Origin of the sequence: Planococcus sp. FY231025, from assembly GCF_052078085.1 — a bacterium.
Classification (GTDB): domain Bacteria; phylum Bacillota; class Bacilli; order Bacillales_A; family Planococcaceae; genus Planococcus.
On record NZ_JBQJJG010000009.1, the window covers coordinates 103,158 to 129,019 of the forward strand.

Annotated in this window: 28 protein-coding genes; 16 read left to right on the forward strand and 12 right to left on the reverse strand. The window is 50.2% G+C overall.

What is annotated here, in order from left to right; translation table 11 throughout:
- Positions 1 to 6 precede the first annotated feature (6 nt).
- Positions 7 to 321: a general stress protein gene (locus ACTL32_RS14065; protein ID WP_441342081.1), complete on the reverse strand. Its 315-nt coding sequence runs from the start codon at positions 319 to 321 to the stop codon at positions 7 to 9.
- A gap of 118 nt (positions 322 to 439) precedes the next feature.
- Here ACTL32_RS14065 and ACTL32_RS14070 point away from each other — a divergent pair, with 118 nt between their 5' ends.
- The 4 genes from ACTL32_RS14070 (at position 440) to ACTL32_RS14085 (ending at position 3,333) form a co-directional block, all read left to right on the forward strand.
- Complete coding sequence (locus tag ACTL32_RS14070; RefSeq protein ID WP_441342082.1) at positions 440 to 1,174, forward strand: MBL fold metallo-hydrolase; 735 nt, start codon at positions 440 to 442, stop codon at positions 1,172 to 1,174.
- A gap of 80 nt (positions 1,175 to 1,254) precedes the next feature.
- Entirely contained in the window at positions 1,255 to 2,262 is a 1,008-nt protein-coding gene (locus tag ACTL32_RS14075; RefSeq protein WP_441342083.1) for an LLM class flavin-dependent oxidoreductase, read from the forward strand.
- Between the two features lie 22 nt (positions 2,263 to 2,284).
- Positions 2,285 to 2,926 carry an NAD(P)-dependent oxidoreductase gene (locus ACTL32_RS14080; RefSeq protein WP_441342084.1) on the forward strand — a complete coding sequence of 214 codons (642 nt, stop codon included), beginning with the start codon at positions 2,285 to 2,287 and terminating at the stop codon, positions 2,924 to 2,926.
- Between the two features lie 137 nt (positions 2,927 to 3,063).
- A complete protein-coding gene (locus tag ACTL32_RS14085) occupies positions 3,064 to 3,333 on the forward strand; it encodes a hypothetical protein (protein ID WP_204892759.1) in 270 nt (89 codons plus the stop codon).
- Positions 3,334 to 3,395: 62 nt separating this feature from the next.
- On the opposite strand, the gene pepF is transcribed toward ACTL32_RS14085, so the two are convergent.
- Complete coding sequence (pepF, locus tag ACTL32_RS14090; protein WP_441342085.1) at positions 3,396 to 5,210, reverse strand: oligoendopeptidase F; 1,815 nt, start codon at positions 5,208 to 5,210, stop codon at positions 3,396 to 3,398.
- A gap of 682 nt (positions 5,211 to 5,892) precedes the next feature.
- Between pepF and ACTL32_RS14095 the strand changes: the two genes are divergently transcribed.
- The 4 genes from ACTL32_RS14095 to ACTL32_RS14110 all read left to right on the forward strand — a co-directional run bounded on the left by ACTL32_RS14095 (position 5,893) and on the right by ACTL32_RS14110 (position 8,935).
- Positions 5,893 to 6,372, forward strand: coding sequence for a PaaI family thioesterase (locus tag ACTL32_RS14095; RefSeq protein ID WP_441342086.1), 480 nt, complete (start codon positions 5,893 to 5,895; stop codon positions 6,370 to 6,372).
- Between the two features lie 181 nt (positions 6,373 to 6,553).
- Positions 6,554 to 7,612: an LLM class flavin-dependent oxidoreductase gene (locus tag ACTL32_RS14100; RefSeq protein WP_441342087.1), complete on the forward strand. Its 1,059-nt coding sequence runs from the start codon at positions 6,554 to 6,556 to the stop codon at positions 7,610 to 7,612.
- A 10-nt stretch (positions 7,613 to 7,622) separates the two neighbouring features.
- On the forward strand, positions 7,623 to 8,576 hold the full coding sequence (locus tag ACTL32_RS14105) for an ATP-grasp domain-containing protein (RefSeq protein WP_441342088.1): 954 nt from the start codon (positions 7,623 to 7,625) through the stop codon (positions 8,574 to 8,576).
- A gap of 107 nt (positions 8,577 to 8,683) precedes the next feature.
- On the forward strand, positions 8,684 to 8,935 hold the full coding sequence (locus ACTL32_RS14110; RefSeq protein ID WP_441342089.1) for a hypothetical protein: 252 nt from the start codon (positions 8,684 to 8,686) through the stop codon (positions 8,933 to 8,935).
- A gap of 26 nt (positions 8,936 to 8,961) precedes the next feature.
- Here ACTL32_RS14110 and ACTL32_RS14115 read toward each other — a convergent pair whose 3' ends face one another.
- The gene (locus ACTL32_RS14115) at positions 8,962 to 9,264 is read right to left on the reverse strand and encodes a hypothetical protein (protein WP_441342090.1); all 303 of its coding nucleotides are present in this window, start codon (positions 9,262 to 9,264) and stop codon (positions 8,962 to 8,964) included.
- 136 nt (positions 9,265 to 9,400) lie between these two features.
- Here ACTL32_RS14115 and ACTL32_RS14120 point away from each other — a divergent pair, with 136 nt between their 5' ends.
- A complete protein-coding gene (locus ACTL32_RS14120) occupies positions 9,401 to 10,081 on the forward strand; it encodes a hypothetical protein (protein ID WP_441342091.1) in 681 nt (226 codons plus the stop codon).
- Positions 10,082 to 10,610: 529 nt separating this feature from the next.
- On the opposite strand, the gene ACTL32_RS14125 is transcribed toward ACTL32_RS14120, so the two are convergent.
- The 6 genes from ACTL32_RS14125 to ACTL32_RS14150 all read right to left on the reverse strand — a co-directional run bounded on the left by ACTL32_RS14125 (position 10,611) and on the right by ACTL32_RS14150 (position 15,131).
- On the reverse strand, positions 10,611 to 11,540 hold the full coding sequence (locus ACTL32_RS14125) for an aldo/keto reductase (protein WP_441342092.1): 930 nt from the start codon (positions 11,538 to 11,540) through the stop codon (positions 10,611 to 10,613).
- Positions 11,541 to 11,664: 124 nt separating this feature from the next.
- On the reverse strand, positions 11,665 to 12,426 hold the full coding sequence (locus ACTL32_RS14130; protein WP_441342093.1) for a hypothetical protein: 762 nt from the start codon (positions 12,424 to 12,426) through the stop codon (positions 11,665 to 11,667).
- Between the two features lie 3 nt (positions 12,427 to 12,429).
- The gene (locus tag ACTL32_RS14135) at positions 12,430 to 12,939 is read right to left on the reverse strand and encodes an RNA polymerase sigma factor (protein WP_441342094.1); all 510 of its coding nucleotides are present in this window, start codon (positions 12,937 to 12,939) and stop codon (positions 12,430 to 12,432) included.
- 128 nt (positions 12,940 to 13,067) lie between these two features.
- Positions 13,068 to 14,333 (reverse strand): erythromycin esterase family protein, encoded by a 1,266-nt coding sequence (locus ACTL32_RS14140; RefSeq protein ID WP_441342095.1) that lies wholly within the window; start codon positions 14,331 to 14,333, stop codon positions 13,068 to 13,070.
- A 118-nt stretch (positions 14,334 to 14,451) separates the two neighbouring features.
- On the reverse strand, positions 14,452 to 14,721 hold the full coding sequence (locus ACTL32_RS14145) for a GNAT family N-acetyltransferase (RefSeq protein ID WP_441342096.1): 270 nt from the start codon (positions 14,719 to 14,721) through the stop codon (positions 14,452 to 14,454).
- 80 nt (positions 14,722 to 14,801) lie between these two features.
- Entirely contained in the window at positions 14,802 to 15,131 is a 330-nt protein-coding gene (locus ACTL32_RS14150; RefSeq protein WP_441342097.1) for a 5'-nucleotidase C-terminal domain-containing protein, read from the reverse strand.
- Between the two features lie 129 nt (positions 15,132 to 15,260).
- On the opposite strand from ACTL32_RS14150, the gene ACTL32_RS14155 reads away from it, so the two are divergent.
- The 5 genes from ACTL32_RS14155 to ACTL32_RS14175 all read left to right on the forward strand — a co-directional run bounded on the left by ACTL32_RS14155 (position 15,261) and on the right by ACTL32_RS14175 (position 20,290).
- The gene (locus ACTL32_RS14155) at positions 15,261 to 16,166 is read left to right on the forward strand and encodes a sensor histidine kinase (RefSeq protein ID WP_441342098.1); all 906 of its coding nucleotides are present in this window, start codon (positions 15,261 to 15,263) and stop codon (positions 16,164 to 16,166) included.
- 174 nt (positions 16,167 to 16,340) lie between these two features.
- On the forward strand, positions 16,341 to 17,267 hold the full coding sequence (locus ACTL32_RS14160) for an ABC transporter ATP-binding protein (RefSeq protein ID WP_441342099.1): 927 nt from the start codon (positions 16,341 to 16,343) through the stop codon (positions 17,265 to 17,267).
- Positions 17,264 to 18,043 (forward strand): ABC transporter permease, encoded by a 780-nt coding sequence (locus tag ACTL32_RS14165; protein ID WP_441342100.1) that lies wholly within the window; start codon positions 17,264 to 17,266, stop codon positions 18,041 to 18,043. Before ACTL32_RS14160 ends, ACTL32_RS14165 begins: the two co-directional genes overlap by 4 nt.
- A gap of 118 nt (positions 18,044 to 18,161) precedes the next feature.
- Positions 18,162 to 19,253, forward strand: a complete 1,092-nt coding sequence (locus tag ACTL32_RS14170) for an MBL fold metallo-hydrolase (RefSeq protein WP_441342288.1) — start codon at positions 18,162 to 18,164, stop codon at positions 19,251 to 19,253.
- A gap of 122 nt (positions 19,254 to 19,375) precedes the next feature.
- The gene (locus tag ACTL32_RS14175; RefSeq protein ID WP_441342101.1) at positions 19,376 to 20,290 is read left to right on the forward strand and encodes a catalase family peroxidase; all 915 of its coding nucleotides are present in this window, start codon (positions 19,376 to 19,378) and stop codon (positions 20,288 to 20,290) included.
- Positions 20,291 to 20,740: 450 nt separating this feature from the next.
- Here the strand turns inward: ACTL32_RS14175 and ACTL32_RS14180 are convergent, their stop codons facing one another.
- The 3 genes from ACTL32_RS14180 to ACTL32_RS14190 form a co-directional block, all read right to left on the reverse strand.
- Positions 20,741 to 22,180, reverse strand: coding sequence for a Glu/Leu/Phe/Val family dehydrogenase (locus ACTL32_RS14180; RefSeq protein WP_441342102.1), 1,440 nt, complete (start codon positions 22,178 to 22,180; stop codon positions 20,741 to 20,743).
- Positions 22,181 to 22,284: 104 nt separating this feature from the next.
- Positions 22,285 to 23,778 carry a glycine betaine uptake BCCT transporter gene (locus tag ACTL32_RS14185; protein ID WP_441342103.1) on the reverse strand — a complete coding sequence of 498 codons (1,494 nt, stop codon included), beginning with the start codon at positions 23,776 to 23,778 and terminating at the stop codon, positions 22,285 to 22,287.
- 96 nt (positions 23,779 to 23,874) lie between these two features.
- Positions 23,875 to 24,435 carry an SLOG family protein gene (locus ACTL32_RS14190; RefSeq protein WP_441342104.1) on the reverse strand — a complete coding sequence of 187 codons (561 nt, stop codon included), beginning with the start codon at positions 24,433 to 24,435 and terminating at the stop codon, positions 23,875 to 23,877.
- 186 nt (positions 24,436 to 24,621) lie between these two features.
- Between ACTL32_RS14190 and ACTL32_RS14195 the strand changes: the two genes are divergently transcribed.
- The gene (locus ACTL32_RS14195) at positions 24,622 to 25,584 is read left to right on the forward strand and encodes a threonine/serine dehydratase (protein ID WP_441342105.1); all 963 of its coding nucleotides are present in this window, start codon (positions 24,622 to 24,624) and stop codon (positions 25,582 to 25,584) included.
- 60 nt (positions 25,585 to 25,644) lie between these two features.
- Entirely contained in the window at positions 25,645 to 25,803 is a 159-nt protein-coding gene (locus ACTL32_RS14200) for a YfhE family protein (RefSeq protein ID WP_441342106.1), read from the forward strand.
- Positions 25,804 to 25,862: the final 59 nt, after the last annotated feature.

A 25,862-nucleotide genomic window follows, 5' to 3' on the forward strand; every position in this document is an offset into this window, starting at 1 on the left:
GGTTCATTAATCTTTCTTAGCGATAATCACCAATTTGCCTTTGTCGAGCTCTTCTTCATACTGGTCTGCCTCTTCTTTAGTCAATCCGACAGACTGCATTTCAGAACGCAATTGGTCACCGCGCGATGTCGTCAAGTTTTTCAGTTTGCTCATGAAGCCGGAATCAGCATCTTCTGCATCCAATGCTTCAGCGATATCGTGCTGTCTGCGCGGGTCATGTGCAAAAATGTAAATATCGTCGTCGTCGTACCCTTGGCTTTCCAGTCGTTCAATTTCGCTTTTTGCTTGCAGTGCATTTTCTACTGTCAGTTTTACTATCAAAGTAATCCCTCCAATTTTATGAGCTTCATTATTGTATATACCCCGTGCTCTATCAGGTAAACAACAAGCTGCTTAGACAATCAGGTATAATGGAGAAAAATAAAAAGGGAGTGGTTTTTTGAAAATCACAACGATCGGCATCTGGGGAGGCTATCCCAATAAGAACGAAGCCACATCATCTTTTCTGTTGGAACATGAAGGCTTCCGCTGCCTGGTGGACTGCGGCAGCGGAGTGCTAGCGGCGGTACAGAATTACACGGAGCTGCGCGACTTGGATGCGGCCATCATCACTCATTACCATCCGGATCATATCGCGGATATCGGTGTACTTCAACACGCGGCCATGGTCGGCATGCAATTGAAGGAATGGAAGACGCCATTCCCGATTTACGCCCACGACCGGGATGAAGAAGCTTTCCGCAATCTTTCCTATAAAGGGGTTACAGAAGGGCGGGCTGTCGAAGCATCGCAAACGCTCAAAATTGGTCCATTTGAAGTGTCGTTCTGCGAGACAGTGCACCCGGTTTATTGCCTGGCGCTGAAATTCACAGTCGGCAGAAAGTCCGTGGTGTTCACAGCGGATACGGCATGGAAAGATGAATTGATCGGATTTTCCGAAGGGGCGGACTTATTAGTGGCCGAAGCCAATCTGTACGAAAAATATGTCGGCATCATCCAAGGGCATATGAGCGGGAGGCAAGCTGGGGAGTTGGCAGAAAAAGCAGGCGTAAAAGAGCTTTGGCTGACCCACGTGCCGCAGTACGGAGATATCCTGGAAATTCTGGACGCCGCTTGCGGCGCTTATCAGGGAAAAGCGGATTTTGCAAAGATCGGCCATAGCGCAGAGATCTGACGGGTCCGAAGCAAATGGCTTGTCTCGGGCGTATTTTGGTCCTATTGTTAATTTAGAGCGATAGGAAAGGAAGTTTATCAATGAACCAAAAAAATACATCGATGCCGGTCTCCATTTTGGACCTGGTACCAATCAGAGAAGGATTTACTGCAAAAGATGCGTTTGACGACATGGTGGGGCTTGCCCGGCATGCCGAAAAATTGGGCTACCGGAGATTCTGGCTGTCCGAACACCATAATACCCCGACACTCGCGAGCTCCGCGACGTCGATATTGATTTCCAAAGTGCTTGACCATACCGAGACGATCGAAGTCGGATCTGGCGGCATCATGCTGCCAAACCACACGCCGTTGGTGGTGGCGGAACAATTCGGGACATTGGCAACGATGTATCCGGGCCGCGTCAATCTCGGCCTTGGCCGTGCGCCGGGAACGGATATGCAGACGGCCCATGCACTCCGCCGGACCACGCAGGAAACGGCATATGCCTTTCCGCAAGATGTGGTGGAGCTGCAGAATTACCTGAAGCCTATTGAACACCAAAGCATGGTCCATGCTTATCCGGGCGTCGGGACAGAGGTGCCGATCTTCATCTTGGGATCGAGCACTTCGAGTGCACAGCTTGCAGCGCGGCTCGGGCTTCCGTATGCCTTCGCTGCCCACTTCGCCCCTCAGCAGCTGAAAGAAGCCCTTCGGATTTACCGGGATCATTTCCAGCCTTCCGAGTACCTGGAAGAGCCTTATGTCATTGTCTGTGTAAATGCAGTGGCTGCAGAAACTAATGAAGAAGCTCGGAAACTTGTGACATCCAGCCAGATGTTCTACCTGAATGTCGTGCGCGGCACCAAGAATCTGCTGCAGCCGCCTGTCGATTCAATGGACGGCAAGTGGAGCCTGTACGAAGAAAACGTGGCGCGCAATATGTCCCAGTACACATTTATCGGGGACCGTGAAACGGTCGCCAGCCAATTGGAGCCATTTATCGAAGAGCTGCAAGTGGACGAATTGATGGCTGTTTCTTATATTTACGACCAGGAAAAACGCAAGCGTTCGTATGAAATTCTGAAAGAAGCTGTAGATCAATTCTAAATTAAAAATGGAGGCGGCAGGCATGAAAATCGGAATTATCGGAGCAACGGGGAAAGCAGGCAGTTTCATTATGAAAGAAGCGCTGTTGCGCGGGCATGACGTAACGGCGATTGTCCGTGATGCCTCAAAGCTTGGTGAAAAGCGGGCAAGCGTCATGGAAAAAGATCTATTTGAGCTGACAACAGGAGATTTGAGGGAGTTTGATGTCATCGTCAACGCGTTCGGGGTCCCTCCGGAAAAAGCCGAGCAGCACATGGAAGCAGGCAAGGCTTTGATCGAGGCGTTGAAAGGGGCGCCGGGCACACGGCTGATTGTAGTCGGAGGAGCCGGCAGTTTGTTTGTTGATGAAGCGAAAACGACCCGGCTGATCGAAACACCGGAATTTCCGGATGCCTTCAAGGCGATAGCAGCAGGCCAGAGCCAAAACCTTGCAGACCTTGAAGCAACAGACGGGATCAAATGGACGTTTCTAAGCCCGGCCGCTTTTTTTGATCCGGATGGCTCCCGGACCGGCCGCTACCAGATTGGGGAAGACAGCATCCTCTTTAATTCGAAAAATAAAAGCTATGTCAGCTATCCGGATTATGCACTCGCATTGCTGGATGAGATCGAACATCCCCGGCATCTGAACAAACGCTTCACGGTCGTGTCGGAAAATCATTGAACAGTGCACGGAAGGCTGGCAAATACTTACGCGAATCGCCAAAGGTTTGCCACTAAATGTTCACGTTCGCCGGCAATTTGAAATTTCCTATCCTGTATAATGAGAAGAAATTCAAACCTAAAGGCGGGAACAACCAAATGGAATTTCTGTATTTTCCTGAAGATAAATCTGAATATATTCCGGGAATCATTTCGATTCTTGTCATCTTTGTATTATCCATCTTTATTGTCCGCCTGCTGATGAGAGCTTCGCGCAAGGAAGTGCAGCAGCTCGAACAACAAGGCTACCCAGCGTTCTATAACGGGACCAACGACGCCATTGAAAAAAAGCAGGATGAAGCGGGCGCGCCTAAAGAGCAGCACGTAAAATCAGAAGGTGCAAAAAGCGAACCGGACAAAAAGCCCTGAGCAATCAGGGTTTTTTCTTTTGGCCGAAAATAAAAAAGCAAGGCCCCTGGGGACCTTGCTACTCATTTTCCTGCTTCGATTTCATCAGTCAGCGAAACCAGCTCGTCGATCAATTCGCCGATGTAAGCGATGGTGTCGCGCAACGGCTGTTCGGTCGTGATATCCACTCCTGCCATTTGCGCCAGTTCAACCGGCGTTTTGGTGCCGCCCGTTTTCAGTACTTCGAGCCATTCGTCGACTGCGGTCTGGCCTTCCGATAAAATCCGCTTGGAGACTTGCGTCGAAATTGTCAAGCCCGCGCTGTAAGTGTACGGGTACAAGCCCATATAATAATGCGGCTGACGCATCCATGTCAACTCCGCCCCCGGCGTAATTTCCACATCTTCTCCCCAGAATTCTTCCAGGACGCCGCGTTTCAGGTTGTTCAACACACCGGCATTGACGCTTTGTCCGGCATCGATCCGCTCATAGACTTTCCGCTGATAAGCCGCTTCGAGCAGATGCGTCACGAAATTATGGTAATACGTACGTGCGACAATCGATGAAATGACCCAGCGTTTGAATTTAGGATCGTCCGAGTTTTGGAGCAGGTGATTTGCCACCAGCATCTCGTTCATCGTTGACGGCGCTTCGATAAAATACAGCGAAGGGCGGGCGTTGAAAATGTTCTGTTCGCGGTTGGCATTATAAAAATGTCCGGCATGACCGAGTTCGTGCGCCAGTACGAACACCTCATTCATGCGGCCGGTCCATGAAATCAGGATATACGGGTGGTAGCCGTAAGGGCTTGAACAGAACGCACCGGTCGACTTCCCGGTATTCTGCGCAAAGTCGATCCAGCGTTCCGAGTAGGAGCGCTCGACCATTTCCAAATAATCGTCTCCCATGATGCCCAGTGCATCATTGATGTATTTCTTGGACTCTTCCACGGTGATTTCCGGTTCGTAAGACGGATCGAGCGATATTTTCAAATCCGCGAACGTCATCTTCTCAAGGCCGTGCACTTTCTGCAGCAGCTTGGCATATTTGCGCATATGCGGCGCCAACTCTTTGGTGATCAAATCGATTTGGCGGTTGTAAAGCGATCGGTCGACTTCCTGGTTGAACAGCAAATAATCAAAGATAGTGTCATAACCGCGCAAGTCGGATGTAGTTTTCTCGATCTGCAGTTTCATGTCGTAAGTTTTGGCAGTGGTGTGCTGATAATCTTTCAGCTTTTCCGAAAAAGCGTCGAACGCTGCCCGGCGCAATTCCGCATCCGGTTCTGCCTCCCAGTCGCCTTCAAACGAAACATAGCTGAGCGGGTACTTCTTGCCGCGGGATTCAAAATCGTCAAAAGACATATCGACCATTTTGGTTGTATTGTAAAGGCCGTAAGGGGCGTTGAAGGTCGATGAGTAGGCAGCCAGGGCCTTCTCGGCTTCCGGGTGCAGTTGATACGGTTTTTCGCGCAGCACATGCTTCAGGAAATTTTCGAATTTCGCCGATTTTTCGGAAGCGGCTTTCAAGGTTTCTTCCGGCAATTCGAGCAATTCACTGGTGACAAACGAAAGCTGGCTGCCGATTTTGGCAGACACCGAGCCGAATCGGCTCGAACGCATTTGTGCTTCATCATTCGTCTGGTCGGTGCTGAGGGACAAACTTGCATATGTACTGATCGGTACCAATTGTTCGTAAAGAGCTGAGTAGGCTTTTAATGTTTCGATGACTGATTCCGCATCTCGGATGTTGCCCTTGAATTGCTGGTGGAAGCTGCCGGTTTTTTCCTCTATATCCTGGAGTGCTTCATCAAATGCTTCGCTTGATGCAAATAAAGGCTCTAAATCCCATGTATCTTCTTTTGGAACTTCTGAGCGGGGCGGTAAACTTTTAACCATCGAATATCTCTCCTCTATTTAAAATAATACGGTTATCGAACTATTTCCTAGTATAAAGAACGGGAGAAAAAAAGTAAAAAATAAATTAAAAATTCTAAAAAACAGGTTTAGAAAGATTGGGTTGGTGGAATAGTTAAAGTACAAGGCGGAATAACGTAGGGAAACGCGTATAAACGATGTAAGTTTATGAACGCATCCAGACGATGACTTGCACAGCCTTGGCGGGAAATTTTGCTTTACTGGCGATATGCAACTCTTGTCAGAGACCATGCAACAAAAGGTTTCGATCCAGACAGTATCAAATCAGTAAAAGGTAAGTTTTTTGTGGAAGTGCATCTAATTACGCTAGCTGCAGAAACATCAATTTCGCTGAGAGGTATATGCGAAGCAAAAGCCTTAAGGGCAAATGACAGTTAGCAAAACGAACGTGCATTGGCGAGGGTTAACAAATTCGTCAGGCATCACAATTGTAGAAGAATTGAATAAAAATTTTCCGCGTGCATTCCCCCTCACTGGAAGTTTGAGGGGCGGTAAAAGGAAAGGCATGGCCTGTCGAAAAGGGTCATGCTTTTTCCTTTGCCATTTTCAGCGCCATTCCCGTCTGAATAATCATTTTATTTCTTTCAAGTTGTGATAGGATGAAAAAAAGACTGTTAAATTCAACGGGAAAGAAGGAGATTCCATGACTGAAAATGTGAAACAGGCAATCCAAGATGAGTATCCCGAAGATTTTGCCTGGTGCTATGGCTGCGGGCGAATGAACAAAGAAGGCCATCATTTCCGGACAGGGTGGGATGGAGAAGAAACCGTCACCTATTACCAGCCCGAACCGGAGCACACAGCCATTCCTGGATTTGTATACGGCGGCTTGATCGCTTCTTTGATCGATTGCCACGGCACTGGATCCGCATCACTCGCACTGCACCGGAAAAACGGATTCGAACCGGGAAGCGGAGAGGAGCCGCCGCGCTTCGTCACTGCATCATTGCACGTCGACTTCAAAAAACCGACGCCGCAGGACACGGTGTTAAAAGCAGTAGGAAGAGTAGAGGAAATCCATCCGAAAAAATTCAAAGTGGCTGTTGAAGTGTTTACCGGAGACACGGTGTGTGCAACAGGCGAAGTCGTCGCTGTCGTAATGCCAGCTTCATTTGCAAAGTAAGGCATCTTCTAGGCAGCACAGTCGAATTCGTATTAAAACCATCTTCGGATGGTTTTTTTATTTTTTAATAACCTAGTTCACTGGTAAGAATAATCTGTTTATTATATAATCACTTTATTCCTTTAAAAAAGTGAATTTTTTCATGATTGAGATTTCAATAGAAGAAGGGAAGAGAGCAGAGATGAGATATGGATTTTGGCTGCCGATTTTCGGCGGATGGTTGAGAAACGTAGAAGATGAGAACATGCCGGCAACATTTGATTATGCCAAAAAAGTTGTCCAGTCAGCAGAAAAATGGGGCTATGACACCACTTTGATCGCTGAGCTGAACTTGAACGATATAAAAGGGATGGAAGCTGATTCACTCGAAGCTTGGTCCACAGCGGCTGCATTGGCGGCTGTTACGGAGAAAATCGAAATCATGACGGCGATCCGTCCAGCTTTCCACAATCCGGCTATAACTGCCAAAATGGCCGCCAATATCGACCGGATTTCAAATGGGCGATTTACTTTGAATGTCGTGTCTGCGTGGTGGGCGGAAGAAGCGCGCCAGTACGGCGGCGAGTTTACGGAGCATGATGAGCGCTACGACCGGACCGACGAGTTCCTTCAAGTTGTCAAAGGCATGTGGAGTCAAGACGAATTCTCATTCAAAGGGAAGTATTACGATATCCAGAATGCGCGCTTGGAGCCGAAGCCGGTCCAAACACCCAACCCAATTCTTTACGCTGGCGGGGAAAGCCCTCGCGGCAAGAAATCAATCGTGGAATCGTGCGATGCATATGTCATGCACGGCGGCACCGTAGAAGAAATTAAAACAAAGATCGAAGACATGAAAAGATTGCGTGAAGAAACCGGAAAAGCGCCGCTGCAATCATTCGGCATGGCGGCATACGTGGTATGCCGTGATACCGAAGAAGAAGTGAAAGCGGAATACGCCCGCATCGTCGACATGAAAGATGCAAGCGGCTATGTCGGCTACAACGATTTTGTCTCAAAATCACAATTGGAGCAGCAAGTGAAGTTGGAGGATTATTCTGTATCGAACCGCGGGCTTCGTCCGAATTTGATCGGAACGCCTGAAGAGATTGCGGACCGCATTCTTGCTTATGAAGAAGCAGGTCTGGATTTGTTGTTGCTGCAATTTTCACCGCAGCTGGAAGAGATGGAACGCTTTTCACAGAAAGTGATGCCATTGGTAGAAGAAAAACGCAAAGCGCTTCAAACGCTTTCCAACTAGGAGGAAGACAATGACTGAAAAAATATACGTCATCCATGAAAATGAAGAATGGACAACCCACCTGTTCAAACGCCTGGACGAACTGGGGCTGCCTTATGAAAACTGGTTTATCAATGAAGGATTGGTTGATTTGACCGAAGCGCCACCGGAAGGCGTCTTTTACAGCCGGATGAGTGCATCTTCCCATACAAGAGGCCACCGCTACGCGCCGGAATTGACGGAGTCCTTGCTTGCATGGCTTGAGTATCATGGCCGGAAGGTCTTTAACGGCAGCCGCGCGTTGCGTTTGGAAGTCAGCAAAGTCAATCAATATATGGCATTGAATGCTGCCGGCATCCAGACGCCGAAAACGATCGCTGCCAACGGCAAAGAGCAAATCGTAAAAGCGGCGGAAAAATTGGGCGAGTCTTCTTTCATTATCAAACACAACCGTGCCGGTAAAGGGCTAGGCGTGCAATTGTTCCATTCGATGGAAGCTTTGCATGAATACTTGAACGGCGGCGGTTTTGAACCGTCGATTGATGGCATTACCCTGGTCCAGCAGTACATCCAGGCGCCGGAACCGTTTATCACGCGCTGCGAATTTGTCGGCGGCAAATTTGTCTATGCCGTGCAAGTGGATACGTCGGAAGGCTTTGAACTTTGCCCGGCGGATGCATGCCGCATTGATGATCTGTTCTGTCCGGTCGGCGAAGGAGTGGAAGAAAAACCGAAATTCCAAGTGGTGGAAGGGTTCGATGATCCGATCATCGCCAAATATGAAGAATTCCTTCGCCAAAACGGGATTGCGGTTGCCGGAATCGAGTTTATCCGCAATGCAGAAGGCGATATTTTCACATACGATGTCAACACAAATACCAATTACAATGCAGATGCCGAAGCCGCACATGGCACGTACGGCATGCTGGAACTTGCGAAATTCCTGGAAGCGGAATTGAAGGGCCTGAAAGTGGCAAATTACTGATTTTCGAAGCATCGCTTATGCGGTGCTTTTTTCGTGGGGTTTAAAGGGAATGCCTTAAGGGAAAAATTCTGTAACAGGCTGATTAGAAAAGGAAAGGGCGATGGAGCATGGAAGAAAAACGAAATGAAGAAGCGGTAGAGACAGAAACAATCAACGAAGAACCCAAAGCAACGGAAGAGCCCAAAGCGGTAGAGGCAGATACGGTGGAGCCGGAAGAAATCGAGGAAGAGCCTGGAGAACCCGATATGGACGCGCGCCTGAATAAAATCTACAGCAATGTGGCTTCCAACCGTTATGAGAACTTGCGCACGAGCTATATTGAGAACAAAGCAAAAGAGCTTCGCAGACGAACAAAATAAAGACCGGGTGCCTGAGCACTCGATCTTTATTTTTCGGGAAGCTTTTCAATTTCTTCCACAACCACAAAAGCCAAATCATCGTTGCCGAACATTTGGAGGATTTCCAGGATAGTGGCATGATCGATTTCAATGTCTTCCGGCTCGGCGGCCGCTTCTTCGGCAGCAAGCGCAAGTGCTTCATTCTTGGCTTGGCCGGGGTAAGCGCGCTGGTATAAAGCGAGCGGATCTAAATTATAGTTCAAACACCAGTGGACGAACAGTTGGATCATGGTATTTTCATCTTGTTGATATTTTTTAATGATGTATTCATCGCGGTTTTCAAATTCCATAACCAGCACTTCCTTTCAACATGGTGCATCTGATTCCACTATATCAAACGGAATCATCCAAGTACATGCATGGACTTCTGTCCTAGTTTGCTCTAGAATGTACGCGAGAGCAATGATAAGATCGGGGGATAAAAAAATGAAATTACTGCAAGTGCGAAAAGGGCAATTCGTCTATTTCAAAAACGAATTGCATAAAGTGTATTCCGTCAAACCGCTGGCGAAAAAATCGGTGCTGATGTTCCGGGTGAAAGACATGGAACAGTTCGAAGCCAAAGCGGACGAAGTGACGTATTACAAACCGAAGCATCTGGATTCATTAATGCTGATGGGAACAAGATACACTTTGCGGGAAGATGTCGGAGCGGAAGCCGGCGGATTAATCTTGATTACCAAGCCGGACCCGGATTATACCGACCATTACGGGCTCAACGAATTTGAAAAAGTTGAATCTGTTGAAGGCAAGGACGTTATCACGACGCGCCAGAACACGGTGAAATCGAAGGAATTTTATGTCATGGTGCCGGGAGAAGAACCTGGAAGCAACGACATTTCGTATTTCGACAAGTCGCAAGTGCCTTCGGAGCAATTGGAGCAGGATGCCAATCTTGAAGAGCAGCTGCGGGAAGCGAATGCGATCAAGCCTTCGATTGGGGATGTCTACTTGAATCTGGATAATGGGTCGACCGCTATGGTAGTCGCGATTGAGCAGGACGTCGTAACGCTCGGTTCAGGCGAGAAGCTGACGTTCCACGCCCTGTACAAATCGGATAGCTGGAACTTCTTATATTCATTAAACCCTGGCTCAGGAGAATTTTAATCGAAAAACCTTCGTTAGATAAGTTAATCAAAGAAAAAATTCTTACCCCGCTTCGGCCGCTTAGGGCATGGCTTTCGCCATGAGCCGGGAAAAGCACCCGTCGCATAGCTTCGCCTAGCCCGTAGACGCGCCGGCGCTGGTTTCTCTCTTAAAAGCTAATAACTCTATCCGTTTTAACAGTGCTAGCTGAGATATGGAGCAAAACAGCGGAGAAAATCGTACTGTTTCTGCATCGCTGCGCTAGCTTCGAAACATGAAAGGGCGCTGCTCCTGCGCAAGCTCGTCGCAAAGACTTGCCCTCGCAGGCTTCGAGTAAGTCTTGCCTGCGGGAAAGCGAGACCGCCAAGACCCCACAGGGAATGGTTGAGCAAATGGAATTTGCTCAACCATTTGCGACGAGCGCATAGCGCGCAGGAGCACAGGGTTTTACGCAGCTGTTTTGCGGAATATCGGTTAAGAGATATGCATTTTATATCTTTCTCAACAATCTGGAAAAACCGGACCTCTTGAAGGTCCGGTTTTTTGCGTTTTATGAAAAAATCTCGCTAATTGCGTTGATTTCCTGAGGTGTCAGCTGGATATCGAGTGCACTCAAATTGGCGAGCACTTGGTCAGCGCGTTTTGCGCCGGGAATGACAGCGTCTATTTCAGGGCGAGCCAAATACCAGGCAAGTACGAGCGGAGCAGTGTCCGCGCCTTTGTCTTCGGCGATGGCCTTTAATTTCGCCACTTTATCCAAATTGCGTTCGAATTCCTCACCCTGCAGATGCGGCATGTTCTTCCGCAGGTCATTGAATGTCATGTCTTTCGTATATTTCCCAGCGAGCAGCCCGGCTGCAAAAGGGAAATACGGGACAAAGGAAATCTGCTGCTCAAGTACGTAAGGCAGCAATTCGTTTTCCGCTTGGCGTTTGATCAGGTTGTATTCGCCTTGGAACACATCGACATAGCCATCCTTGTTCGCCTGCTTCAGCTGTTCCATCGAGAAGTTGGAAACGCCGATCGCCCGGATTTTCCCTTCTTCCCGCATTCGCTGCAGCTCGCCGACCGCTTCGTCTTTTGGCGTGTCTTCATCCGGGAAGTGGATATAGAACAAGTCGATGTAATCGGTCTGCAGGCGCTTCAAGCTGTCTTCGACCGTCTGTCGCAAGAAAGCAGGGGAGTTGTCGCGAATGATGCCGGAATCGCCTTGGCGCTGGGCGCCTTTTGTCGCGACGACCACTTCATCACGCGCGCCGGACTCCTGCAAGACTTCGCCTACCAATTCTTCTGAACGTCCGTAGCCGTAGCTATAGGCGGTATCGATGAAATTCAGCCCGTTGTCGATGCCGGCGTGAAGAAGCTCTTTGCCGGTGTCTTCGTTGAGGTCCGGGTAGAGATTATGCCCTCCGACCGCGTTTGCCCCGAGACCGATTGGGTTTACCTGCAGATCCGTCTTGCCGATTTGAACTTTTGCCATGGACTAGCCATCTCCTTTTCATCAAACAGAATAAAATTATCATAACATTCTTGTTTTTTTATTCCCACCCGGCGCGCTTGGCGGATGAGAAAACCGCACCTCGATGGGCGCGGCAGTACAAACGTCATTTCTCGGATCCGACGATGTGGAATTCCTGGAGCATGGCATAGAAGCGGGCGCCGTGGCCTTCTGCTGCTTCAAGGAAATAGCGTTCCGTGATGACATAGCTTCCTCCGTTGCCATTGCTGATGACGTAGGCGTGGACCACCGGGTCATCCCATGATTGTCCGCCATTTGCGATGCCGTGCAGCTGGTAGCCGGCCACTGGACCCTCGACCTGTTCCACTTCCCGCAAGTCAGGGAATTCGGCTTTCAATTCCTCTTCAATTCGTCCCACTAAAACGTCCGGTGCGGTATCCAGCACTTGTTCGATAGTCATCGAGACTTCGGGAAATTTTTCCGGAAGCGGTTCTTTTGTGGTGATGACATCCGGCTCATCGCCTGCACCTTTGATCATTTTATAGCGCTCTTCGTCGATATAGATGACGTATTCGGAGTTTTTTCCTTCGTTCAGCTGCACTTCGTTTTTTTCGTCCATCCCTTCGATGCTTTGGACCACTTCTTTCTCCGGCTCGAACAGCTCCTTGATCCGGTCGATGAGCGCCAGTCCGGTATCGGTCCCGAAGCTGAAGACCAAAAGCAAAACAGCGGCCGCCGCAAAGAGGGCGGGCAGGATTCGCGGTTTCATTTTATGCACCTTCTCCGGTTTTATTTCTTCGTTAAACAGTTCGGTGTCCAAGCGGTTCCAGATTTCGTCTTTCATGTTCTCGGGAGGGGTGGTGTGCTTCATCAAGGCGCGCTTTGCTTTGTCATCCATTTTTTTCACGTCCTATGCCTCCTTTCCGGCGGGATCCAAGAGTTCCCGCAAACGATTGCGTCCGGTGAACAGCCGTGATTTAACGGTATTTTGATTGATATCAAGGATTTCCGCAATTTCCTGTTCGCTGAATCCTTTGATGTACTTCAGGATGAGCGGGATGCGGTATAAATCTTTCAGGTTCTGGATGGTCCGGATCAGCTCCGCCAAGTTTTCGGATGAAGGCTCTGCAACCCGCGGATCATTTTCAAGGTCCGGGTGGTGATAGCTAGAAAGCTTGGTTTCTTTTTTCAGCAGCCGGTTGCATTCGTTCACGAGGATCCGGTAAAGCCATGGTTCGAACGGCAGATCAGGATCATAGGAGGAATAATTGCGGTATACCCGGATAAAAGTCTCCTGGACGGCATCCTTTGCCATTTCGTTATTGCGGGTGATGGCGATTGCCGTCCGGATGGCGAAATCGACATGGGCCTCATAAAGCTTTTGAAAGTCGTCTCTGTTAATGGAATTCCGTTTTCCCATCGCTTTGGTTCACCTCTTTCCACAATGCATTGCGTCCTCTTACTAGTATTACCTCAGAAGAAGGGAAAAAGTTCGATTTATTTTCATTCGAATCAAAAAAGACAGGCAGCATGGCCTGTCTTTACGGTTTATTCAATGGTGTGTTTGACCGGTACGGGATCGAGTGCTTTTGTTTCGTTGATAAAGATAAAAGCATCGTAGCGCCGGGATATTCTCGATGGGACATAATTGCCGTATGCTTCGTGTTCCGGGTTGTAGACGACGCCGATGGCCCGGTGGCCCGTCCACCGGTCGAAGGCGGAGAAATTATCGGAATCGAAGATCAGGTATTTATCGTGGGCGCCGGTGCGGTGCAGGATTTCCTCCCAGGAATTGGTGCGGGCAGGAGGTACGTCCATCACTTCGTGCGGGATGCCCCAAGCTTCTGAAGCGATGACTGTGCCTTGGTATGTGCCGAATCCGACCGCGAATACATCTTCCGGCCGGTTTTGTTCCCGGAGCACCTGGCCGACATTCAGCATGCCGTCGTTCCGCATGTCTGTCGCCCGGGCATCGCCGATGTGCGTATTGTGCTCCCAGATGATGATTTTGGCGTCTTTCCCGTGGTAATCCCGCACCTCGTTGATCGCTTCGACCATGTGTTCATCCCGGATGTTCCAGGAAATTTCGCCGCTCTTCATCACGGACCGGTAGTAATCCTCGGCGTTTTTGGCAACCAGCGCATTGATGCCCAAATTCAAATCGCCTTCCTGTTCGTCCTGATAATGTTCCTGGTTTGCCCGTATTGACGCCAGCAACTTCGACACTTCATCCATACAAGCAGCGGAAAAATTAGCGCTTGCGATGGAGTAGCTGTCTGATTTGCGGTTGAACGGCTCGAAGCAGGAAAACGCTGCTTTCGCCAGCTCCAAATCGCCGCCGGCCGGGTCAGTATGCGTGAGGTGATGGACGATTTCATCCATCGACTCCCATAAACTGTAGATGTCGATGCCGTAAAAACCGGTCTTCGCCTCACTTCGGGTATTGTGTTCTTTCAGCCAGACAATAAAATCGGCGATTTCTTCATTCGCCCACATCCAAGTCGGCCAGCGCGAAAAAGCCTGCAACACTTCGTGTGCGGTTTTCCCTTCTTGCCCGTAGCCTTTGATAAAGCGGTTTACTTGATGGGTGGAGGGCCAGTCGCCTTCCACGGCAATGAGTGAAAACCCTTTTTCCTGGATCAGGCGCTTGGATAGCTCCGCCCGCACGGTATAGAATTCCGATGTGCCATGGCTCGCTTCACCGAGCATGACGATCTTGGCGTCGCCGATCGCCTCGAGGAGCGGCGACAGTTCTGCAGGTGAACCAAAAGGTTTTGCATGGATTCTGACGGCTTCTTCAAGTGACTGTTCCACGTTGAAAACTCCTTTCCGTATCCCTTGTTACTCCTAGTGTTCCCGCATCCGCCTGTCTAAAACAAAGCCCGGAAAGCCCCGTGCAATAAAAAAACACCTGCTTTACGCAGGTGCTGGGTCATTTAGCTAAAACATCGTGAAATTCCGGGGTTTTTTCAATGACCGATCTTGCAAATGGGCATTTGGGATCGATGGTCTTGCCTTCGTCCCGTGCATATTGAACAACATGTTTAACCAGTTTTTTTCCCATGCCTTTGCCTTCCAGTTTCGACGAAACTTCTGTATGGTCCACCGTCAGAACATCTCCGTCCGGCACACATGAGATAAATCCAAGTTCCTCTGAATCCTCTGTTACCACAAACCGGTCGGTGTCTTGTATGATTTCCATCGGACTGCCTCCTTTGGTTTTGCTTTCCCTTCTGTATTCCCGGTTTTGGGGAAGTTATTCATACCTGCATGCAACGGCTTCTAGACGCTGACGATATCTGCGCCTTGCTTCTGTTCAAAGGGCGCTTTTTGGAGGAAAGCCTGGATAACGTCGATGGCTTTTGCTGCTTGATAGTTTTTCCGGCTTTCAAAATTCTTGAAGGACTGGCTTCCGCCGCCGACAATCCGGTAGGTCTTGCCGGGATCGAATCCTTCGCCCGCGATTTGCAGGCTCTGGATTCGGTGCCCTTTCGGATTATATGGCTTGAATGTCATCCGTATGTCGCTTGACCGGAGGACATATCCGCCTTTTTGCTCGAATGGATCAGAAGAATAAACTTGTTCCTGGTTGTTCTCCAGAGCTTTCCACAATTCCTGCCTGTCAGTTCCAATGTGAACAGTTCAGGGTTGGTCGGAATGATGGTGTGCAGGTCATAGAGCGTAAGCGGGCCTGCAGGCATCGGATGTCCATAGCGCCAACCATGGGAGAATGCGGCGCTTTTGCAATTTCTTTGGATATCCACTGCCGCAACAATTATCATCGGCAGCCTGATTCATTTCTATTTGACGAAAAAGTTGATGCGCCCTTTAAAAGAGCTGATCGAATCGACCAAAGCCATGAAAGACGGGCGCTATCCTGAAACGATCGAGGTCCGGACCGAAGGTGAAATGGGTGAATTGATCGGCCATTTCAACGAACTTGTGCAGCAATTGAAACTCAAAGAGCAGTCCAGGCAGAAAGTCGTTTCAGACCTTTCCCATGAATTCCGGACGCCGTTGTCGAATTTGAACGGTTATATGAATGCTCTCAGCAACGGGGTAATTGAGGGGAATCCTGCATTATTCCAATCTCTCCAAGGGGAAGCGAAACGCCTGACCGCGATGGTGGAGCAGCTGGAGCAATTGAAAGAATGGGATTTTGCCGCTGTGGAAACGCTGGCGGAAGCTGAGCGGGAAGAGATGAGCCAATTGATCCGGCAGGCAGCGGACATGTTCCATTGGCGGCTCGAGGAAAAGGGCATCCGTGTCGAAATTGAAGCGGATCAAGGGTTTGTCGCAGTCTACAACAGCGGCATCCAGCAGGTTCTGGGGAATCTGATCGATAATGCCATCCGTTATTACGAAGGCTCCGGCCCGATCCGGATAGTCGGAAAGAAATCCGGTACCGGCTACAGGGTATCGATTATCAGCGAAGGGCAGGAGATTCCTGAAACGGATGCGGAGAAAATCTTCAACCGCTTTTACCGGACCGATCCTTCACGGAACCGGAACACCGGCGGCAGCGGACTCGGGTTGGCCATTTCAAAGGAAATCATCGAGCGCCACGGTGGCCGGATCGGGCTGGATTCAACGAATCGGCGCTATGCGTTCTGGTTTTCCTTGCCGCTTGATGAAAGCGCTCTTTGAAAAGAGGGCCTGCCCGGCGTTATGAAGCGGCAGTGCAAGATGGAGATGTGCGCAAATATCAAACCGCCGGCAGCTGAACTTTGGCTGCCGGCGGTTTTTTTATTGCTGGAAAAAAGGGATAGAGCGCTGCGGGAGAGAAGGAATAGGCAAACGGCAGCGAAAGGAGGCGCCCATGTGAGGAGTGTCATACAGACGGACAGTGTTTCAAAGTACTATAAAGGCGTTCGGGCAGTGGACGGGGTGTCGCTCGAAGTGGCTGAGGGGGAAATTTACGGCTTTATCGGCTTGAATGGATCAGGAAAGACGACCACGATCCGCATGTTGCTGGGCATGATCCAGCCGACACACGGTCACTGCTTCCTCGGCGGCCAGAAGGTCAATTTGTCGAACCACAGCATATGGGAGAACGTAGGCTATCTGGTGGAAACGCCGTATGCATACCCGGAGCTCACCGTGAAAGAGAATTTGGAGATTTTCCGGCGGCTTCGGAGAATTTCTGATTCCGGAGCGGTATTGCGGACAGTGGAGCAGCTCGGGCTCACTCCCTATATCAATAGGAAAGCGAAGCATCTTTCGTTGGGCAATGCCCAGCGCCTTGGAATCGCAAAAGCCCTTTTGCACAATCCGGCTATCTTAATCCTTGACGAACCGGTCAACAGCCTGGATCCCGCAGGCATTGCCGAAGTACGGGAACTGCTCCGTCATTTGGCTTTGAATGAAAACAAGACGGTCTTCGTTTCCAGCCACTTGTTGAGCGAAGTCGCGAAAATCGCTGCTAAAATTGGCGTCATCCATGAAGGTCGGCTGCTGCAGGAATTGCAGGCCGAAGAGCTGAACCGGCTTCTCAAGCAGCGGCTGGTGCTCGATGCCCGGCAACAAGGACGGGCCATTTCAGTTTTGGCTGAAGCGGGCATCCATGGTTTTCTGAATCCGCAAGGGCTGATAGAGACTGATGATCCATCCGCAATCCAATATCCGGACCAAATCGCCCGGCTTCTCGTCGGAAAAGATTGCCCGCCAATCCGGCTGTCGGTGGAAGAAGAGGATCTCGAGTCGTATTTCCTGAGGGTGATCGGCAAGAAAGGGGCGGAAATTCCGTGAAGCATGTGATGGCAGCATTCGGGATTGAAAACCTGAAAGTGCGCAAATCGAAGATGATCTGGGTGACGCTCGCCGCCTTCACCTTTGCCCCTTTGATGGCCGGATTCTTTATGTTCATCTTGAAAAATCCGGAACTGGCGGAGCAGTCGGGATTAGTGGGGGAGAAAGCGCAAATTCTGGGGGAAGCGAACTGGCCGGCTTACTTCAGCATGCTCGCGCAAATCATTGCCGTGGGCGGCATCCTGGTCTTCGGTTTTGTGGCAAGTTGGGTGTTCGGGAGAGAGTACTCAGACCGTACGCTGAAAGATCTGCTGGCCCTCCCCTATCACCGGACCACAATTCCGGCGGCTAAGTTTCTGACGGTTTTTGCCGTCAATCTGCTATTGAGCATCCATGTGGCAGTAGTGGGCATTCTCATCGGCTGGTTCGTCGGCCTTCCCGGCTGGTCGACAGCCGGTCTGGCGGAAGGGCTGGCCATGCTGTTGATTACAACGCTGCTTGCCATTGCTCTCAGCACGCCAGCCGCTTTTTTTGCCTGCTGGGGAAAAGGGTATCTTGCTCCGCTTGGATTCATGATTTTCATGGTCGTTGTTGCCCAAGTCACAGCAGCGATCGGGTATGGCCAATATTTCCCGTGGGCCGTGCCGGCACTGTTCAGCGGCGTGGCGGGAGAAGCGCCGGTTTTGCCGTGGAGCAGCTTGCTCCTTGTTCTGGCAGCGAGTCTGGCAGGGATTGCAGCCACTCTCAGTTGGTGGCTGTGGGCGGATCATCAATGAGAGGTGCAATGCGGTCCTTGAAGGAAGCGAGAAGTATAATAAGAGCAGAACACCCACCACTGAAAAACAGAAGGGATAGGCTGAAGTGAAGAGCAAGAAAAGTATTTTCAAGAAAATCATGTTTTTTTTAGCGTTATCATTCGTTGTACTGGGAGTTGTCATTTTGCTGATTCTCAATCTGCACCCGTCTTTCGGCGGGAATCCGACCAAAGAACAAGAAGAGCTGTATGGTACATTTGATAATTACAAAGACGGCAAATTCATCAATCCCGAATCGGCGGAGCCGGCAGCAAGTGTGGAAATTCCTTCAACCTTCCCGTATCCAGATTCGACAGCGGAGGCAAAGGAGCCACCTGCCCTGCTTCCCATTGCTGAAATTGACTGGGATAAAATCAACAGTGCCGAAGACAGCCTGACTTGGCTCGGACATTCCGCCTTTATCCTTAGCCTCGATGATAAGAAAATCCTTATTGATCCGATGCTGGGCCCTGTCGCTTCGCCGGTTTCCTTTATAGGGCCGAAACGCTACAGTGAAGATCTTCTGGGAATTGTAGAAGAAATGCCGCCGATTGATGCGGTCTTTATCACCCATGACCATTACGATCACTTGGATTATCAATCGATAAAGAAGCTGGAGGGCAAGGTTGCCCATTTCTTTGTTCCTTACGGCATCGGCAATCATCTGGTTCGATGGGGAGTGGAAAAAGAAAAAATTACGGAACTCAATTGGTGGGATGAAACGGAATTCGAAGGGCTCTCTATCGCACTGACTCCGGCCAAGCATTTTTCAGGAAGAGGGATTTTCAACCGGAATTCGACCCTTTGGGGAGGGTGGGTCATCTTGGGCAGCCAAACCCGTTTTTTTACGAGCGGAGATGGCAGCTATGGAGGGCATTTCAAGGAAATTGGCGACAAGTACGGCCCTTTTGATATCGCTTTGATAGAAGGCGGCCAATACGATAAACGCTGGCCCGAGTCCCATATGCTTCCGGAAGAATCCGTCCAGGCCAATCTCGATGTACAGGGCGATCAAATGCTGTTGACGCATTGGGGGGCTTTTACCCTGGCTAGGCATGGCTGGACAGAACCGATTGAACGGGCATTGGCTGCGGCCGGCAAAAACGATGTAAATCTCATTGCTCCCCGAATTGGCGCTACTATTGATTTGAACGGCAGCTTGCCGCTTCCTGTTTCGCCTTGGTGGAGATAAAGGGCTGGACTTTAACATTTCCAAAGCCGGTTCGAAAAGCGATATCCACTTCTGAATTTTAAATTTTGAAAGGTTTTTAATTTGCCGGCCAAAAGGGTATAGCACGCATAAGAGGTGAGGACATGGACAAACAACCATTAGCTGAAACAGCAGTGGACCGGATTGAGACAGTTTTCGGGGAGCACCGGACCTACCGGCGTGCCCATGCAAGAGGTGTGATCTATGAAGCTGAATTCACAGCAAACGGCCTGGCAGCGAAGTATACGGCAGCGCCGCATTTTCAGGGCGGGAAAGTGAAGGCGCTCGCCCGCTTTTCCCATAGTTCCCCGGACCCGACGTGGACGGATGTGATGTCGCCGGTAAAAGGCCTGGGTGTACAATTCCGGTTGCCTGGAGGGGATATTACGAATATCGTGGGCGTCAATTCCCCGATATTTTTCGCCAAAACACCGGAAGCCTTTACGGAAATCCTAGGCATTGTCACGTCTTTCAAAGATGGAAAGCCGCGCCTTCGTGAATTGGCCAAGCTGCTGATCCGTCACCCGGAAAGCCGTGCGGCGTTCAAGATCCTGAAAAAAATGCATGCGCCGGCCAGTTTTGCGACAGGACGGTACCATTCGATCCATGCTTTCTACTTTATCAGCCGGGACGGAAAACGCACGCCGATCAAGTACGAATGGGAACCGGATGCCGGTATGGAAACCTTGTCGCCAAAGAGCGCCGGTTCATTGCCGTTCGGCTATTATGAATGGGAAATCGAAGACCGGCTGCAGAAAGGGCCGGTGAGCTTCACCCTCAATATTGTCCTAGGGGAAGAAGGGGATCCGACCGATGACCCGACAGTGGCCTGGCCCGAAGAGCGGCAGAAGGTGGCCATAGGCAAATTGGAGATCGGCCGGCCGGCGCCTGAAGCGGAGCTGGAGAAATTCGATCCGACGGTTATGACAGACGGAATTGAATGTTCAGAAGACCGAATCCTCCATTTCCGCCACCCGGTTTATACGGTTTCCCATGAACGGAGAAAAAGTGAGAATTGAAAAATATTGAGAAAGATATAGGTTTTATTTCTTTTAAAATGATAAACCGATATTCCGCAAAACAGCTAAGTAAAAACGTACTGTTTCTGCATCGCTCCGCTGCTTCGAAACATGAAAGTGCGCTGCTCATGTCCCTGCAGCGCTTTGCGCTTCGTCACAGGTGTCTCCGCTATTTTGCTTCATATCTAAGAGAAGCTAATGAACCAGGTTGATGTTTAGGATCATTTCTCTTCTAGAAAGCCTATCCAGCGCCGGCGCGTCCGTGGGCTGGGCGAAGCTATGAGACGAGTGTTTTTCTCGGCTCATGGCGGGAGCTCTGCCCTAAGCGACCGAAGCGGTGTAAAAAGTTCATTCTTGTTATGAAGTCATTTTATAAAAAGTTTCTCGACAGCCTAAAAAAACGTTGAAGCCATTCCCGGCTTCAACGTTTTTCTGTTTAGGAGTTTCCGGTCAGTAAAGCTTCCCTTGGCGGTATAAGACCGTTGATAGGCGGGTAACGGCATGGATAAAGCAATTTTGGCGGAGCGGGAAAGGGTCTCCGAAAAACTGCGGCAAGATGATATCCATGGTCGATTTCATTTTTTCCAAAAGCAGCCGGAACACTTCAGCTTCGGTATAGAATTGTGTTTCGCGGCCTTGCAGCCATTCGAAATACGAGACGATGACCCCGCCGGCATTGGCAAGGATATCCGGAATGATGATAACCCCTTGGTCACTCAGGTATTTATCAGCTTCCTGCGTTGTCGGTGCATTGGCCCCTTCAACAATGACCCGTGCCTGAATGTCTTTCATATTGCCTTCGTGGATCTGGTTTTCGAGGGCGGCGAGAATCAGCACGTCGACCGGCAAGGTCAACAATTCATCGCGGCCTTTGATGGACGCTGCCACTCCAGCGTGGGCCAATTGCTCCTCGGTAGACGGCAAGTCGCCGCGGTGTTCATCAGCAAATCCGATCAATGCAGGAATATCCAACCCGCTTTCGTTAAATAGGGTGACATTGCGGTCGCTGACAGCGACGACGCGGTTGTCGGTTTCTGTGCTGTTATAAGCTTCTAATGCTGCAATTGATCCGACATTGCCGAACCCTTGTACCGCCAACGACAATGGACGGTTGGCATGGGCTAAAGCTGTAGCGGCGAAAGGATTGTCAGAAGCTGCCAATTCATCGGCATGGTCTCTCACATAGTCGGAGAATAAATAGCGGAACGTAAAGTAAACCCCTTTTCCGGTAGCTTCTTTTCGTCCCAGCGATCCGCCGTTTGCGACACTTTTTCCGGTAAAGCTTCCAAGGTAAGGGGAACCGTGTTTGATTTTCTTGTACTCGGCCATCATCCAGTCCATCTCGCGTTCTCCTGAACCTACATCCGGTGCCGGGATGTCTTTGTCCGGCCCGATGACATCCGAGAAATAACGGACATATTTGCGGCAAATCAAGTTTAGTTCTTTTTCCGAGTAATGCCGCGGATTTAAGATGATGCCGCCCTTACCTCCGCCGAATGGCACATTATGCAGTGCATTTTTCAAGGTCATTAAAAAGGCCAAGTTCACCACTTCTTCTTCATTTACGCTCTCATGGAAGCGGATGCCGCCTTTATATGGCCCGAGTGCATCGTTGTGCTGAGCGCGGAAAGCGGGAATCCGCACGACGCTCCCATCATCCAGCGGTATGCGAAGAAATGATTTGTGTATGCTGTTTGGTGTGGAAAGAATCGAACTCAAGGAAGTAAATGCCTGAATACGCATTCGGTCCTGGAGTTCCGGCAAAAAGGATTTATTCTCCAGCAATGCATTCAACGAACTTTGAATAATCGCTCTCGTCTGTCCTTCAACTTCTTCCACCCCAGTCGGGTCTTCCGTTCCTGCACCCGGCGAATTAAGGTTTTTTTCCATTTTGACTGCACCTCCAAATTTTTCACTATTACCCTATACCCTGTCTCCAATAAAAAATGTATGCTAAAAGCCCCCCAGTATCAAAAACTGGAGGGCTGGCAATTTTATTTTTTGGCAGGTCTGCCTTGTTTGACTTCAGCGTCCAAAGCCTTGAACAAGGAGATGATCATCAAGATGATAACGAACGAGAAAGGCAGCGCCGCGACAATGATCGTATTTTGTACAGCGGTCAATCCGCCGACGGACAACAGGATTGCAGCGACAAGTGACTGCGCGATGCCCCAGAGAATCTTGATCTGGTTGCTCGGAAGCAGCGAACCATTGGTCGACTGCATGCCGAGGACGAATGTCGCGGAATCAGCTGATGTAATGAAAAACGTGCTGACCAGCAGAATGGCGAAGATTGACATCACAAAGCCGAGCGGCATTTCGCTGAACATGGCGAATAGCGTCTGCTCTGCCGGGAATTTGGATAAATCCACGCCACTTTTCTGGATATCGATGGCTGTCGTGCCGAACACCGCAAACCAGAACGCTCCGAAAATGGTCGGCGTCAAGACGACGCCAATAAGGAATTCACGGATGGTGCGACCTTTGGAAATGCGGGCGATGAACATGCTGACGAACGGCGCCCAGGAGATCCACCATGCCCAGTAGAAGATCGTCCACATATTCAGCCAAGAGCGGTTTTCCGCATCGAGCGGCGCCGACTGGAAGCTGAGGCTGATCAAGTTCTGTACATAATTGCCGAACGTTTCCGTAAACAAATTGAGAATCAGCAATGTCGGTCCGAGAACAAGGACCAGGATCAGCAGAATGACGGCCAGCACCATATTCGTATTGGACAGGTACTTGATGCCTTTATTCAGTCCGGACCAGGCTGAAATGATGAACAGCACCGTCACAGCAAGGATGATGACAAACTGGACCCATGATTCCTGCGGCACGCCGAACAAGTAGGCAAGGCCGCCGTTAATTTGAGCAGCGCCGAAGCCGAGTGAAGTGGCGACGCCGAAAACGGTGGCAAATACAGCCAGCACGTCGACGAGCGTCCCTAGAGGGCCTTCCATTTTCTTTCCGAAAATCGGCTTCAATGTTGATGAAATTAACGCAGGTTCCCCTTTGCGGAACTGGAAGAATGCAAGCGACAAGGCGATGATTCCGTACATAGCCCAAACATGGATGCCCCAATGGTAATAGGTGCGCTGGAGCGATTCCTTGAATGCGGCGTCGGTTCCAGATTCCGCCGTTGCGGGCTGTATCGCGAAATGGCTCAAAGGTTCAGAAGCCCCGTAGAAGACAAGTCCGATGCCCATGCCTGCAGAGAACAGCATGGAGATCCAGGATATGGTCGAGAATTCCGGCCGGTCCATGTCTTTCCCAAGGCGTATTTTACCGTAAGGGCTGACGATGATGATAAAGGTCAAAATCAGGATGACGGCCATCAGCATCAAATAAAACCAGCCGAAGCCCGTATCAATGAAACTGCGGATATTGCCGGTCGCTTTTTCGAAGGCTTCCGGAGCGATGACGCCAAACGCAACCGTAAGGATAACTAATGCAAAAGTGATGTAAAAGACTTTCGAAGCTTTTTTCATGGTTCCTCCTTTTTTGTGTAGCACTGGCATAGTTTATAAGATTATCGAAAATGATTGACAGCGTCAACTACTTGCCGGAGGCAGGGAAGTGCAGGTTCACTGTTCCCATTCGTTCATCTGCTCCTCTTCCGCAGCAATCCGCAAATCGTCTGCTGTAATCGTCAGGACTTGGTAATCATTTGTTTCGGCATACCGTTCGGCTTCTTTCTTGGCGAATTTCGGAGAGCCGTCCGTCTCTTCGTCATAGACGATCAGCATGCCGTCCGAATTGCGCAAGAAGAATTTGTTCTTCTCGATAAATTGCCAAGGCGCCTCGTATGGCCGATTCGTCAAGCTGCGATGGAAATCGGCGCCTTCCAGGATCATTTCATACTTTTCTTTCTTGGCTTCATTCCACTTTTCTTCCTGGCCGAGAAAAGGTGTGAGGACCGCGTACTTCAGCTGAGGAAATTCCTCCTGGAGGTCAAGCACGACTTCAGCGGCCCACGTCTCGACCCCAAGCTGTCCGCTGACAATGACCCATTCAAGGCCTTCATCGATCAGTACGCGGAGCCGGTCTTCCAATGCTTTCTTGATGATGCGGACACCCGGGTTCTTATCATCAAAAATTCCGAGTTCGTGCTGCTTATAGCCGGTGATGACCAATCTTTTTAGCATGCCTGTTCCTCCTTTCCTGCGCGGCTGCCGGCAGTATGCGGGCGGCGGCACGGTCATTTGGCAACTTCCCATTCTACCTTATCCCTAACTTATATCATACCCAACTTCCCCGGATGATAAAATTAGAATCGTCCCTCAATTTCGACGGGATGTGTTAAAATGGGGGCAACAAAGGAGGGGGAAGCCATGGCAAGTCTTGAAGATGTACGCCGTGCAAGAGCGAATATCCACGATATTGTCCACGAAACGCCGGTCCTGACATCGTCTTTATTGGATGAACATTGCGGGAACGAGGTGTTTCTGAAAGCTGAGCATCTCCAAAAGACCGGCTCGTTCAAAATCCGTGGGGCGGCCAATGCCGTGAAGAATGCTGTCCGTGAAGGGGCAGCCTCTGTAACCGCCGCTTCTTCGGGGAACCATGGCCAAGCCGTCGCCTATATCGCAAACCGGCTCGGCATCCCGGCGACAATTGTGGTTCCGGAAGACGCAAACCGGGCAAAGGTGGCGGCGATCGAAGCGTATAACGGGCATGTGGTCTATTGCGGCATGACTTCTGCGGAACGGATACCGAAAGCTCGGCAATTGGCGGATGAAAACAATGGCATCTACATTCCGCCTTATGATCACGCAGACATCATCGCAGGGCAGGGAACCATCGGGCTCGAACTGCTTGAACAAATACCAGCGCTTGATCTGGTGTTCGTTCCGGTCGGCGGAGGCGGACTGATCAGCGGCATCCTGACCGCAATCAAAGCGCTCAATCCGCAAGTCAAGGTCATCGGCGTCGAACCGGAATCGGCAAACGATACATACTTATCGCTGCAGCGGGGCGAAATTACAGCGATTCCGCCTTCCGCGACGATAGCGGACGGCCTGCGGACTGCACAGCCGGGCGACATGACGTTCCCAATCCTGCAAAAGCATCTCGATGGGCTTCTGCTGGTGACAGAAGCGGAGATCAAAGAAGCACTCCAGTTCCTAATGGAAAGGACCAAGCAAATTGTCGAACCTTCCAGTGCGGTGGCTGCAGCTCCGTTGATTTCCGGGAAGGCGGACGTGAAGGGCAAGCGCGTGGCCGTGGTCTTGTCTGGCGGCAACGTGGACTTGCATCAGCTGGCCGGCTTTTTGCCGGACAAACTCCATGTTTAGCCAGAACTGAAACGGGAACAGGAAGAGTACACTTTTAACACCAGAAAGGAGCGGGGAAAAATGGCAGAAGAAAAACAGCCTCACGAAAAACTGGCGGACAAAGAACTCGATCTGAAGGCAGCGCAGGAAGTCCATTACGCGGATGATTTTAAAAAAGCCGATAAGGCAGGCAAAGAACAAAAAGGTGAAGACGACAATAAGGCAAAAGAAGAAAAATGAACACGGACAACCGGCACGGGCGCCAATCGCTCTTGCCGGTTGTTTTTTATGCAAGGAAG